This is a genomic window from Caballeronia arvi, assembly GCF_001544695.2.
Taxonomy (GTDB): Bacteria; Pseudomonadota; Gammaproteobacteria; order Burkholderiales; family Burkholderiaceae; genus Caballeronia; species Caballeronia arvi.
Window position 1 is genome coordinate 1 of the sequence record NZ_FCOM02000055.1, and the last position, 13,015, is coordinate 13,015.

Sequence of the window (13,015 nt, forward strand, 5' to 3'; positions counted from 1 at the left end):
GGTTGATCTAAGGCAGGCATGCCTATTAGAGCGCATCTGTTAGCATTTTGCAAGGTTGGCGGGTGCCATTGCCGTGCAATGGGCCCCACAGCAGCTCAGATTCGGAGATTTTTCTCGCAATCTTCCCAGTACCGCAGCGGGTCATCATGGTCTGGATAACGTATATCAAGCCACGCTACAAGCTTGGTCCAATCTGGATGGTTGGTACCCGTTTGCGCCGACCAGATGGAAGACCGCTCGAGAATTCGACCGTTCCCGCGATCGCGAACAAGTACGCTTCCCAATCCGTTCGAACTATTTGTCTGTGACTCGACTAAATAGCGTGGCAGGATCCTGAGCTCAGCATTCCTGGCCCAACCAAATAACGCTCGGACCACACCGGATGGGTCTCGCAACTCGCTGGGGCCGGTTCCTGGGCGAATCGCCGTCCAGCCTTCCGGAAACTCGGCGACAACCTCGTCTTTGCCCTCCCTCACCCACTTCACGCGCAAAGCCCGCGCCATCGCTTCGCGCATGCGAGACACCGAGTCGTAGCCTCTAGGCAACTCGATTGCCACCGGGAGCGTGATCAGGTTGTCTTTCCAGAGCGCAGATTCGTCTTCGACGCGCTTGACGACGTCGGACACTTCTGGCCCGAATGGATTCTCGGGACGGCTCGATGCCCTCGCGCTCGCTCCCGCAGGCAGTCCCTCGAAAAGGCGCTCAGCGTCTTGACGGGTTAGTTTCGTCTTTGCTTTGTTCATAGTCTCTTGGGGTCCTGAGCTGAAAGCGAACGCGGCGGGACGTACTTCAAGATGCAGTCAAGGGTCTCCCACCGCCACTGCGCCCGTGGAAACGTCGTCGCCCTATTTTGCGTGAGAACGATTTGTGAAGTCGCGTGATCCGCTCGCCCGGCTGTTCGACCGAACGGCCGGACCCGTATCTTCGCCGATCGTCGAGATCGAGTGCTTGAAGATCATCTGCGATCCCGTGGTCGAATTGAGATAAAGCATGTACGTGTCAAATGACTGGATGTGTCCAACCAATCTGATTCCGTTGACCAGATAGATCGCCACGCGCTTTCGTTCCTTTCTCATCGCGTTGAGAAAGTCGCCTTGTACACCGGGTTGGTTCTGCGCCATTTCAGTTTTGTCTTCAAGATTTGATGGGCTCAAGCGCATTCGATCGTGTCCGATCTGCAAGCCACGTAAGCATTAGACAGCATCGGGGCCGTACTTGGCATCTCGTTCGTCGCGGATCGAAAGCAGGACCACGCGCGTGTCGGAACACGCGTACAGGATGAGACTGGCGGAAAGAACAGACGCCCGAAACTGAAACGACTGGGCTTGTGCAGCCAACTGCTCACCTTGCCGTAGCCATGCCTGCGATGCAGCTGAAGTCACTGAATGGAAATCCGCTCGACGACCCATCTTGGGATACTGCCCCAGCCGCGTAATAAGCTCAACTATTTCGCCTTCAAAGTGGTCGGAACGTCGCGCGGCCCAGGCTTCGTCCTGAACAAACATGAACGCTTCGATGGCGTCGAGCGACTCGCTAAACGAGGCGGCGACGCCAACGATGATCATGTCTGGCCGTTGACGCGGCGTTTTTCAGCACGCTCTTGCAAAGCGCGCCTAAAATCACCCGCCCCATCATCAGCGCAAAAGCGCCCTGACACTCGGCGTGCGGCAGGCGTAGTCTTGCCCATCCGCAGGATGCGCGCGGGCGAACTCAACATAGGCCAAGCCCTGTGCTGTCAGCGCTTCGCCCGGATCGCCCGCCATGTCAGCGCGCGTGGCGTCCGCCTCCAGCATGGCAAAACGCTTGAGCGGACGAGCGCGATCCAGGCCCAATCGGCCTTAGTCGATGCGATGAACCCATTCAAGCGGATCGGCGAGCTTGCCGCGCTGGATTCCGGTCAGCTGCGTGCGCATGCGTTGTGTCACGGCTCCTTCTCCCCCGTTGCCGATCTGAAATTCTCCGGCGGCATGGCGAACCTCACCGACCGCAGTGACGACAGCAGCGGTCCCACAAGCGAATACCTCCCGCACACGGCCGCTCGCGGCGTCTGCACGCCATGCGTCGAAAGCATAAGGCGTCTCGTTGACTACGATGCCTTCACGCTTTGCAAGCTCGATGATCGAAGCCCTGGTGATGCCCGGCAGAATCGTGCCGGACAATGGCGGCGTCGTCAGAGAACCATCGTCCATGACGAAGAAGAGATTCATCCCTCCCATCTCTTCGATCCATTTGTGCTCGGCGGCATCGAGAAAAACGACCTGGTCGCAACTTTTGGCTGCAGCCTCGGTCTGCGCGATCAGGCTGGCAGCATAGTTTCCCCCGCATTTGGCCGAACCCGTTCCACCCGGCGCCGCGCGAGTGTATCGGTCGGACACCCAGACCGTAACCGACGACTTCCCCGCCTTGAAGTACGGACCTACGGGGCAGGCGATGACGCAGAACACGTACTCGTGTGACGCGCGCACGCCGAGGAAGCTCTCGGAGGCAAACATGAACGGACGTAGATAGAGACTGCCATCGCCACCCGGCACCCAGTCCCGGTCTACCTTGACGAGAGATTCCACCGCCTCGACGAAGAGCGCTTCCGGGAGATCGGCCATGGCAAGACGCGCGGCCGAGGCACGAAATCGCCTGGCATTCTCGAAGGGGCGGAATAGCGAGACCGAGCCGTCTTCGCCGCGGTACGCTTTCATGCCTTCAAAAATTTCCTGCGCATAGTGCAGCACGGCGCAAGCGGGATCGATCTGAAACGGCCGGCGAGGCTCGACCTTCGCATCGTGCCAGCCAAGCGTGTTGGTCCAGCGCATCGTCGCCATGTGATCGGTGAACACCCGACCGAACACGGGGTTTGAAATGCTCGCGACGATCTGATCGTGCGGAGTCGGCGTCGCGCTCGGGGAAACGACAAACTGTGTGGGCATATCAGTTTTCATGCTTTCATTCGACCAAAGACAAGGCGGGGCTCACCAGACTCGCACGGCTACCCGCGATGGATTGAAATGGAACGAGAGCGAACGCAGAGGCGTTCGTCTCCCGGGAGCTGGCGTTTTCGAAGGCATGTCTTCTTCGGACTGTACTGTCGCATGGGCCCATTCGGGCAATAGCGACGTACGCGAAGACTTGACGACGCCGGTCGTCAGAGTTGCGAACCGGTCGTATCCGCAACCTTGCCTTGCTGCGACAAAGCGACGAGTGCGTCGTCGGACACGGTTGCTTCCTGATCGGCGAACGCCTTGAAGCGATCGAACGCTGCATTCAGTTCAGCTTCGCTGTCGATCTCGATTCCCAACGCCTGCAACCGCTGCTTGAATGCATTTCGACCAGACAGTTTGCCGAGCACGATCTTGTTCGCGCTCCAGCCTACGTCTTCCGCGCGCATGATTTCGTAAGTGTCGCGCGCTTTCAGCACGCCGTCCTGGTGGATGCCTGATGCATGTGCGAATGCATTGGCGCCAACTACCGCCTTGTTGGGTTGTACCGTGAACCCGGTGATCTCCGAAACCAGCCGCGAGGCTTCGACAATCTGAGTCGTGTCCACGCGCACATCGAGGCCGAAGACATCGCGTCGCGTCTTGACTGCCATCACGACTTCCTCGAGCGCCGTATTGCCCGCTCGCTCGCCAAGGCCGTTGATCGCACATTCGATCTGTCTGGCCCCGCCCGACTTGACGGCCGCCAGCGAGTTGGCCACGGCCAGCCCGAGATCATCGTGACAGTGGACCGAAAAGACCGCCCGGTCGGAATTGGGAATACGTTCACGAAGTTCGCGGATCAAGGCAGCATAGCCATCCGGAACGGCATAGCCGACCGTATCGGGGACATTGATGGTAGTCGCACCTTCGTCGATCACGCCTTCTATCACGCGACAGAGAAAGTCGAGGTCGGAGCGGCTCGCGTCTTCCGGCGAGAACTCGACGTCATCGGTATAGCCGCGCGCCAGACGCACCGCACGCCGCGCCTGTTCATAGACCTGATCAGGCGACATGCGCAGTTTCTTTTCCATGTGCAGCGCGGATGTGGCGATGAACGTATGAATGCGGGAACGGCTTGCCGGCTTCAGTGCCTCGGCGGCTCGCGAAATGTCACGCTCGTTCGCCCGCGCCAGAGAACAGACGATGCTGTCCTTTATCTCGCTGGCGATTGCTCGAATCGCCTGGAAGTCGCCTTCGGAACTCGCGGCGAACCCTGCTTCGATCACGTCGACGCGCATGCGCTCGAGTTGTCGGGCGATGCGCAGTTTTTCGTCTTTGGTCATCGACGCACCCGGCGACTGCTCTCCATCGCGCAAGGTGGTGTCGAAAATGATGAGTCGGTCTGACATGCCAGTCTCCTGTGGGGAACGGCAATTGCGTTGATCAGGGAATGGGGGGTAACCCTTCCTGCCTATCGTGACGCTGGATCACAGCGCCTGACCGCGCGATTATAGCTAACGATGCCGCGGGCAAATCTAGGGTCAACCCGCATGCAACTGTGTCGATCGGTTCCCGTCTCCCGATTCAAGTCCGGGATATCTGAGGCAACATCCGGACGACCCGTGGCAGCAACTCCATCACCGGAATGCGCACCGCATCGGCCAGCTCGTCGATGCCGATGAACCCGCCGCCGTCCTCGCCGACGAACGTCACGACACTGCCGACTCCGGCCTCGGGCAACGCACTCAGATCGATTACCGTGTGCTGCAATGAGCGCCGCCCCATGATCGTCGCCTCGTGTCCGCCGATAAGCACGCGTCCGAGCGGCGGCACGTGATTCATCCCATCCCCGAACCCGATCGGCACGCCCTATCGCATCTCGCAAGGCATGACGAACCGCCACGCTCTACGGTTTTTAATGCTTTGCACGGGTCGCGACGGTTTTGTCAGAACCTGTACTTGAGCCGGACCTGGCCGCCATTCTCAACCTCGTGCGCGGCCACTACGCCGTCATACTCAAGACGCACATCGAGACGTTTGGTCGTGTACACCTCCACCCCGGCAGAGAACTTGCCTGCGACGTGCGCATTGGTAAGCGTATTGGTGAAGCTGCCGAAACCCGGGGCCGCGGCGAACGACGCGTTGGTCGTGTAGGAATTGCCTGCAATGAAGCTCACCCCGGCGCCGACATAGGCGTCGACTGTCGCCGACCCGATCTGCGTGCGCGTCCCGATCCGCAGATTCGGTGTGCCGGTCGCAATGACACTGTTCGCGCTTGCCACCTTCAGGTTGAGCGCGCCCGCACCGCTCTCCGTGTAGCCCGGAAGATTGATGTAGTTCAGATCGCCGTCGATCGCCGGCTCCAGGTAGAAGTGCTCGAACGGAATCTGGTAGGCCGCGCGCAAGTGCAGTCCGACATTGAACGAATCGGGCGAGGCGGTCGCCACCGCATTGGCGGTCGGGATCACGCGCGAGCTGTTCAGCCAGCCGTAGCTGGCGTCCGCCGCACCGCTGAAAGTCCACGGCCCGACCTCGTGCTTGAGCGCGATGACGCCAAGAAGCGCATTGCCGTTGGCGCTCGTCAGGTTGTCGTTGCCGGTGAAGCGGTCAGTCTCGTAGCCAAGGGCGCCGCCGAGGAACCAGCCGGGCTGCAGCTGGATCTGACCGCCGACCTTCATCGTCGTACCTTGCCAGCCGTAGCCCGGGAAGGAGGCGTCGGCGCTGCGATTTTCCCACATGCCCGTGGCGCGGAACCACACGCAGGAGTCCTGCTTTCTCACTGTGGTGTCGTCGGCGAACGCCGGGCAACTGAAGACGGAGCGCGCGAATGCCTGGCTGGCCTGGTAGCGCGCCGCAGCGATGCCGAGCAGTTCCTGGCCGGAGACGGTGTTCAGCGTCTGAGCATAGCTCGACGCGCTACCGACGTTGCCGAAGGCGCCGAAGATGGGTGCGAAGGCGGGATTGGCGCTGTTCCACAGCCGGTCCAGATTGGCCGCGACACTCTGCTGTGTGGCCGAAGCGCCCCTGCTCGCACCGACGAAATCCGCGTCGGTTTTGATCGCGACGGTGTTGCCCTGCATCAGTGGCGTGAAGCGGTAGACGGGCGTCGAGGTGCCCGCGAGCGTCGCGTCTGGCTGAATGCCGCCGGCCGCCGTCAGCACGGTGCTCGTACTCTTCAGATAGGTCACCGGATCGACCTGCACCTTGCCGGCAAGCGCGGCGGTACCGGTGATGTCGAGCAGATCGGACCGCTTGTTGGCCGGATCGATTTGGACGTTCAGCGTGCCAGTCGGGCTCTGCACCAGATTGCCGGTGAGAACCGTATTGCCGATCGACTTCGCGCCACCGACTTTGAGCGTGCCGGCATTGTTCACCGTGCCGCCGCCGACGTTCAGCTTGTTAGGTGTGTCGATTACGCCGCCGGCCAGATTATTGACGACGTTGGTGCTGCTGGGTCCGAGAACAATGTCGCCGGTAATTTTGCCGGTGTTGGTGAGCTTCGTGCTCGTAGGGCCGTCCGCGACGATCGCAAATTGTCCTTGTGAGCTGGAGTTGGTGCTGATGGTGCCGGCGTTGGTAATCTGATTGCCGGTGCCGCCGAGCAGGTGAATTGCCGCCGAGTCGATGTGCTGCAGATCGGCGTAGGACGGCGCACCACCCATGACCGACGAGCTGCTGTCGATCGAGATCCGGATCGGGCCCGATGACGTGCCATCACTCTGCGCAAGGATGCCGGCCGAGCCTGTGCCGAACGCACGGACAATGGCGCCGTTCTTCAGTTCGACGTCCACCGCATTGCCGGTGCCCTTACCACCTGCGGTGCCACGCGCCAGCACCTGCTGCGCCCCACCGTCGACACTATAGGCCTCGAGCCCGCCGCCACCGCCGACCGACTGCGCGAAGATTGCCGGCGCAAACTTGCCGGACGTCGAGATCAGTGCGCCGTCCACTGCAACGGATACCGTACCGCCGTTGCCGCTGTTCGCCTTGATGCCGAGGCCCGTGCCGGGCTGGTACGACTGCACTTGCGAGGGATCGCCGGCAAAGCCGCCACCGCCGCCGATCGACTGCGCGATCACGCCATAAGCCCCGTCGGACGAGGTCCCGATAAAGCCGTCTTTGACATTGACCGCGACCGCGCCGCCATCGCCGCCGGCGCCACCTGCCCCGCCGGTGCCGCCCGCGGGCAGATTGACCTGGCCGCCGACCACGAGGCCGCCGCCGCCGCCGATCGACTGGGCGACCACGCCGTGCGCGTCGAGTCCCTGGGTCTGGATGTTGCCGTTGACCGCGACATTGACGTTGCCGCCCTTGCCGGAGCTGCCGTTCTGACCGCCGAAGCTCAGTTGCATCCCGTAGATGTCGCCGAGCCGTCCCTGAGGATTGTTGATGATCTTGGAGGGGTCGAACGTCTCATCGGAGCTCATGGTCGTCACGACCCCGCCGCCGCCGCCAACGCTCTGCGCGAGAACCCCGATGCTGTGTTTGCCCAACGTCTGGATGCCGGTCGCATTGCTGGTGTCGGACGTGCTCACGCTGACCGTGCCCCCGTCACCGGCCCCGCCTCCATTTCCGCCCACGGCGATCGACAGGCTTTTCAGCGAGCCGCTGATGGCCCCCGCCAGCGCGCCGTTGCCGCCCCCGCCGCCCACGCTCTGCGCGTAAATGCCGAACGCTTCCACCCCCTGAGTCTCGATGTTGCCGCTCGTATCTTTCGTGACGCTCACCGCGCCGCCTGAGCCGGCCGCGCCGCCGCTGCCGCCCACGGCGACCGCGGTCTGCACCTTCGCATCATCGTTCGCCTTGCCGGCCGAGCTCGCCGCGCCGCCGCTGCCGCCGCCGCCGCCGATGCTCTGCGCGAAGATACCGTGGGATTGCGCGCCGAAGGTGCCGATCGCGCCAGAGTCGGAGACGTTCACCGCGTCGCCCTGACCACCCGCACCGCCGCTACCGCCGACCGACACGCCGACGCTGATCTGTGTCGCGGTGCCGAGCGGGTTCGAGTCGGGTTGTGGCTGCGCGAAGATCGCTTGCAGATCGGTATAGGTCGCTTTGATTTTCTCGCCGAGCACGCCGACCTGCAGGATATTGTTGCCTAGGTTCTGCACATTCTGATTCAGGCCGAGTCCCTGACCCAGAATGCCGAACAGCGTCTGGGCATTGGAGATCGTGTCGAAGCCGCCGGCGCCGCCCGCGGTCGCGCCGCCCTTGCCGCCCTTGCCACCGCCACCGCCGACGCTTTGCGCGAAGATGCCGGTCGAGGCCGTGCCGCGGGTGACGATGTTGCCATTGTTGATCGCTGTCACGGTGTTGCCGTCGCCGCCGACGCCCCCCTTGCCGCCGACACCCACGGAGATAGCCAGCTTGCCGGCGGCCGCGGCGGCTGCACCCCCACCGCCAGCGCCGCCACCGCCGCCCACGCTCTGGGCGAACACGGCATCCGCGCCATCGCCGCGCGTGGCGATCGAACCGTCGTTGGTCAGGTTAACCTTGCCGCCCGTTCCGCCAGTTCCTCCCGTTCCGCCGACCGAGATGGCCGCGCTGAAGCTGACTTTGGAGCCAGTCGACGTTGCCGCCGCATCGCCCGCACCGCCATTGCCGCCACCACCGCCAACCGACTGCGCGAACACGCCGTAGGCATCCTGGCCCATGGTGGCGATCAGCCCTGAGTTGGCCAGGTTGACGGCGCCTCCCGTGCCACCGCTACCGCCGCTGCCGCCAATGGCGACAGCGGCCGAAATGGAAGCCCCCTTCGCGGCGGACCCGGAATAGGACGCCGCAGTCGCGTCGCCGCCCGTACCACCGCCCCCGCCGACGGACTGCGCCGACACGCCGATCGCGCTGTCGCCCGCGGTCGTGATCAGACCGGAATTGTTGAGCGTGACGTCGCCGCCGGTGTTGCCGGTTCCGCCGGCGCCGCCGATAGCGACACCGACACTGATCGAGGGAATGTTGGGACTGGGCGAAAGAGCAACGGCACGGGCTATTGCACTGCCGCCGGAGCCGCCGCCGCCGCCGATGCTTTGCAGGAGAACACCTTCCGCATCCGACCCGTAGGTCGAGATCTGTCCGGTATTGGTCAGCGAAACCGAGCCGGCCGGACCGCCGCTGCCGCCTCGTCCGCCAATGGCAACAGCGCTCGACATGGGACCGCCGCCGTTGAGCGCGCTGGCATTGCCGCCATTGCCGCCACCCCCGCCAATGGACTGGGCCTTGATGCCGGCTGCGTGATCGCCGTATGTCGTGACGAGTGCGCCGTTGTCGATGGTGACCTGGCCGCCCGAGCCGCCACCGTGAGCATCGCCACCGATCACCATGCTAACCAGCCCCGCGCCGATCGACGTCGCGTTGCCGGCATTGCCGCCAGAGCCGCCGATGCTTTGCGCCAGGATCCCGGCGCCACCGCTCGGATCAAGGCTGCCGAACACGCTGTGCTGACCCAGCGTGAGCTTGACCGGACCGCCATTGCCGCCCTGGCCGCCGTTGCCGCCGATCTCGAAGCCCGCGCCAATGGCGACTCCGCTGGCGTCGCCGCCGTTTCCGCCGCCACCGCCGATGCTCTGGGCGATCAGCGGGATGCTACCTTCGCCCGATTGACTGCCGACGGTGACAAATGCGTGGTCCGAGTTCACCGTGACCGCGCCACCATTGCCGCCCGCGGCACCCGCGCCACCCACGCCAGACAGCACGAAGTTGACACTCCCGCCATTGCCCCCGGCACCGCCGACACTTTGCACCAGCGCGCCGTGGGTATACGGGCCGTTGGTCCTGATCGTCGCCGTGTCGGTTGCGTCTCCCAGAGTCAGCGAGGCACCGCCGCCGGCACCTGCCTTACCGCCATTGGCGGCTACGCCAACGATGGCGCCCTGGGCGCCTGCGCCCACACCGCCGGCGCCTCCATTTGCCTGCACCAGCACCGCCTCGCCCCCGATCAATCCGGCAGCGGAGTGTCCAGTGGGAACATTCGCCGTGTAGTCGATGGAACCCAGGATGGTGGCGCTGGCGTTGCCGGCATTTCCGCCGTTGCCGCCCGCACCACCCCCATCGCGGATCTCGAGTCCCCCCGCGACATTGCCACCGGCTCCCCCCGCTCCGCCATTCGCTGTGGCGGTCACGCCGCTGCCCGGTTGATAGGGACTGCCCACCGGTTGCGTCTGGTCGGAGAAGACGATCTTGCCATCGCTGCCGAGTTCCGCGCTGGCTGCGCCGCCGTTCCCGCCGTTTCCGCCGTTCCCGCCAAAGCTGCCAGTTCCCGCCAACGCATCGCCGCCGGCGCCCCCCCTGCTGCCATCAGCGCCAGCCTGCATCGGAAAGATCTGGCCTGCAGGGGTGCTGGCGGTCAGGCTGCCGTTCTGGTACACCAGCGTCGCGGTACCGCCGTTGCCGCCGTTGCCGCCGCTGCCTCCATGGTCCACGATGAAAAAAGGATCAAGCGGAACGGGTGCGTTGCCGCCTTCCCCGCCGGCACCGCCTTCGGCGAATACCTGCAGGCCGCTACCATAGAACGCGACATTGCCAGAGGCGTTAAGGGTTGCCTGACCACCCCTCCCCCCTGTCCCGCCGTTGCCGCCGTAGAGCGGTTCACCGCCTCCGGCATTGGAGTCGGCGCCCCGCCCGCCGGTGCCGCCACTGCTTTGAACGCGCAGACCAATTTCCGGGAGAGCACCGGTCGAATCGGGGCCGACGGAACCGGCAAACTGCACGGAAACCGAGCCGCCATTGCCACCCGCCCCGCCGTTTCCGGTCGTGGCGGAGCCATTGAGGTCGGCACCGCCCTGTCCGCCGTCACCACCGTCGCCGCCGCTGGCGGACCAAACCGCACCCGGCGGGAGGCTGTTGGGGTTCGACTTGAAGCCCCCTTTCACCGTGATTCCGGTGTTGACACTGCTAAAGGAACCGCCCGACTGACCGGCGAAGCCATCCTGTCCCGGGCCGTTGGTCGAGCCGTTGTCGGCGCCCTTGCATCCCGCCAGCCCCGAGGCGCTCAGGTAGTACTGGGGAAGCGGCGCTGCGCCAAACGACTGATTGGAAAAGTTAGTCTGTGCGGGCGCCGAAGGCAGCGCAGGATTGGCGCTGCTGTTGCACTGGGCTCGCGCCGCGACCGGAACGAACAGCGCTGCCAGCGACGTTACGGCCGAAGCCAATGCCACGACAGTCCGACGTTTGCGCCCGCAGCAATCCTCCACGGAAAGCGGCGACGTCACTGCCCGCGCAGACTCACAACGCGATGAATGCTTGAACATGTACACGATCTTTCCTTTTTTGGTTCCGTCGCATTAACAGGTGCAAATGGTTGATGTCTCTTTGAAAAACATCGAATTTGTCTGCGAGTCGCGCAGAGGCTGGGTTTCCAGGCCCGCCCGGCTCTATCGGTCAAAATCCTGTTGATTTGCACTACGAATGACATGAAGCTCGCACTGGCGCGTGGATATCTACGAATTTGATCCCTACCCAGGAATAGAATTACCCTTCTAACTGCATCTGAAAAACACATCAATCACGTGCGCTTAGGGTGCATAGTGCGCATGTTCAGTTAGATGATTATTAGTAGGATGGAACAACTGGTACCGTTAGCCGGGTTCCGTTCAATTCAAGGCGCTATCAGCCCGTGGCTGGATCCCGGGGCCCGAAGCACTTAAGTTCCGCTTATACCCTCGCGTTTTTGTTTGATTGGACGCCGAATAATCGGTCACCGACGATGGATTCATGCCCGGCGCGTAACACGCGCGCCGGAACTGCACGATTCCCGGAGGTCATCCATGCAAGCCGACGTTCTCGTCCAGAACACCCCCGAAATATCCGGCCAGCGGCGCGCGCTCGCGCACGCCGTCGCCGCGAGCAGCCATGAAGTCGTCGATCTGGCGCGCGCGCTCGTCGCAGTGCCGAGCCCTTATCCGCCCGGCGACACCCACGCCGTCGCGCAACGGATCGAGGCCATGCTCGAAGGCAGCGGCGTCGAAATCTCACGACTCGGCACGCTCCCTCATGTGATGAATCTCGTCGTGCGCGTGCGCGGCGCCCGGGCCGGCCGGCGGCTCGTGTTCAATGGCCATCTCGACACCTTCCCGCTGATCGACACAAGCCGCTGGAGCGCCGATCCCAACGGCGAAGCGCGCGACGGCAAGCTCTACGGGCTCGGCGTCTCCGACATGAAAGGCGGCATCGCGGCGATCGTGTTCGCGCTGCGCCACCTCGCCGCGATACGCGATACGCTGCCGGGCGAAGTCGTCGCGACCTTCGTCGGCGACGAGGAGAGCATGGGCACGGAAGGCGCGGGTTATCTGCTGAAGCACGTGCCGGAAGCATCCGGCGACGCGATGATCAGCGCCGACACCGGCTCCCCCGCCATCCTGCGATTCGGCGAGAAAGGCATGATCTGGCTGCGTCTGGAAGCCGTGGGCAAGTCGGCACACGCGGCGCACGTCCATAAGGGCGTCAGCGCGATCGAGCGGCTGCTCGACTCCGTTTCCGACCTCAAATCCCTGCGCGATTTTCCTGTCGAGGCGCCCGCCGACGTGCTCGCCGCGATCGAGCGCTCGAGCGCCGCTTCGGAAGCGCTCTGCGGCAGCGGCGAAAGCGACGTGCTTCGCAGCGTGACGGTCACGTTCGGCACCGTTCAGGGCGGCCGCCTCTCCAATCTGATCGCGGATCACGCTTCGGCGACCGTCGACATCCGTCTGCCGGTCGGCGTGAGCGTCGCGCAGATCGAGGCGCGCATCACGGAGATCGTCTCGCGTCACGAGGGCGTGAGCGCGCACATCACGCGGCGTTACGAGCCGAACTGGACCGCGCCCGGTCACGAGATCGTCGAGCGCGTTCGCGAGAACTGCGCCGCGCGGCTCGGCATTGCGCCGGTGGTCAACATGCGCGTCGGCGCATCGGACGCGCGCCACTACCGCATGCACGGCGTACCCACGGTCGTCTGCGGTCTCACCGCGCACAACATGGGTTCGTTCGACGAACACGTCCACATCGACGAATTGTGTGCGCTCGGCGAAATCTACGCGCTCACCGCGTTCGATTACCTGCACGCCACGCCCGAAGCCTGAACGCACGTTCCGGCTCCCGGCTCGCGTCCAGTCTCCATACGTCGTCACGACCAA

8 protein-coding genes and 1 pseudogene are annotated in these 13,015 nt (G+C 63.8%); 1 reads left to right on the plus strand and 8 read right to left on the minus strand.

Annotation, left to right across the window (positions count from 1 at the left end):
* Positions 1-95 precede the first annotated feature (95 nt).
* The 8 genes and pseudogenes from AWB74_RS35270 to AWB74_RS48280 form a co-directional block, all read right to left on the minus strand.
* Complete coding sequence (locus AWB74_RS35270) at positions 96-743, minus strand: hypothetical protein (RefSeq protein ID WP_061151256.1); 648 nt, start codon at positions 741-743, stop codon at positions 96-98.
* Positions 744-845: 102 nt separating this feature from the next.
* Positions 846-1,121, minus strand: coding sequence for an RNA chaperone Hfq (gene hfq / locus AWB74_RS35275; RefSeq protein WP_061151257.1), 276 nt, complete (start codon positions 1,119-1,121; stop codon positions 846-848).
* 72 nt (positions 1,122-1,193) lie between these two features.
* A complete protein-coding gene (locus tag AWB74_RS35280; RefSeq protein ID WP_061151258.1) occupies positions 1,194-1,565 on the minus strand; it encodes a hypothetical protein in 372 nt (123 codons plus the stop codon).
* 69 nt (positions 1,566-1,634) lie between these two features.
* Complete coding sequence (locus AWB74_RS47530) at positions 1,635-1,832, minus strand: hypothetical protein (protein ID WP_061151259.1); 198 nt, start codon at positions 1,830-1,832, stop codon at positions 1,635-1,637.
* Between the two features lie 6 nt (positions 1,833-1,838).
* On the minus strand, positions 1,839-2,933 hold the full coding sequence (locus AWB74_RS35290; RefSeq protein WP_061151260.1) for a branched-chain amino acid aminotransferase: 1,095 nt from the start codon (positions 2,931-2,933) through the stop codon (positions 1,839-1,841).
* A 248-nt stretch (positions 2,934-3,181) separates the two neighbouring features.
* Positions 3,182-4,321 (minus strand): annotated as a pseudogene (locus AWB74_RS35295) (2-isopropylmalate synthase); the annotation flags it as partial.
* Between the two features lie 175 nt (positions 4,322-4,496).
* Complete coding sequence (locus tag AWB74_RS35300; RefSeq protein WP_268811229.1) at positions 4,497-4,778, minus strand: alanine racemase C-terminal domain-containing protein; 282 nt, start codon at positions 4,776-4,778, stop codon at positions 4,497-4,499.
* An 80-nt stretch (positions 4,779-4,858) separates the two neighbouring features.
* On the minus strand, positions 4,859-11,155 hold the full coding sequence (locus AWB74_RS48280; protein ID WP_268811230.1) for an autotransporter outer membrane beta-barrel domain-containing protein: 6,297 nt from the start codon (positions 11,153-11,155) through the stop codon (positions 4,859-4,861).
* 516 nt (positions 11,156-11,671) lie between these two features.
* Here AWB74_RS48280 and AWB74_RS35310 point away from each other — a divergent pair.
* A complete protein-coding gene (locus AWB74_RS35310; protein ID WP_061151263.1) occupies positions 11,672-12,961 on the plus strand; it encodes a M20/M25/M40 family metallo-hydrolase in 1,290 nt (429 codons plus the stop codon).
* Positions 12,962-13,015: the final 54 nt, after the last annotated feature.

Coding starts and splice junctions, on each gene's coding strand:
- AWB74_RS35270 (WP_061151256.1), bottom strand. CDS start 743: ATGAACAAAGCAAAGACGAAACTAACCCGTCAAGACGCTGAGCGCCTT.
- hfq (WP_061151257.1), bottom strand. CDS start 1,121: ATGGCGCAGAACCAACCCGGTGTACAAGGCGACTTTCTCAACGCGATG.
- AWB74_RS35280 (WP_061151258.1), bottom strand. CDS start 1,565: ATGATCATCGTTGGCGTCGCCGCCTCGTTTAGCGAGTCGCTCGACGCC.
- AWB74_RS35290 (WP_061151260.1), bottom strand. CDS start 2,933: ATGAAAACTGATATGCCCACACAGTTTGTCGTTTCCCCGAGCGCGACG.
- AWB74_RS48280 (WP_268811230.1), bottom strand. CDS start 11,155: ATGTTCAAGCATTCATCGCGTTGTGAGTCTGCGCGGGCAGTGACGTCG.
- AWB74_RS35310 (WP_061151263.1), top strand. CDS start 11,672: ATGCAAGCCGACGTTCTCGTCCAGAACACCCCCGAAATATCCGGCCAG.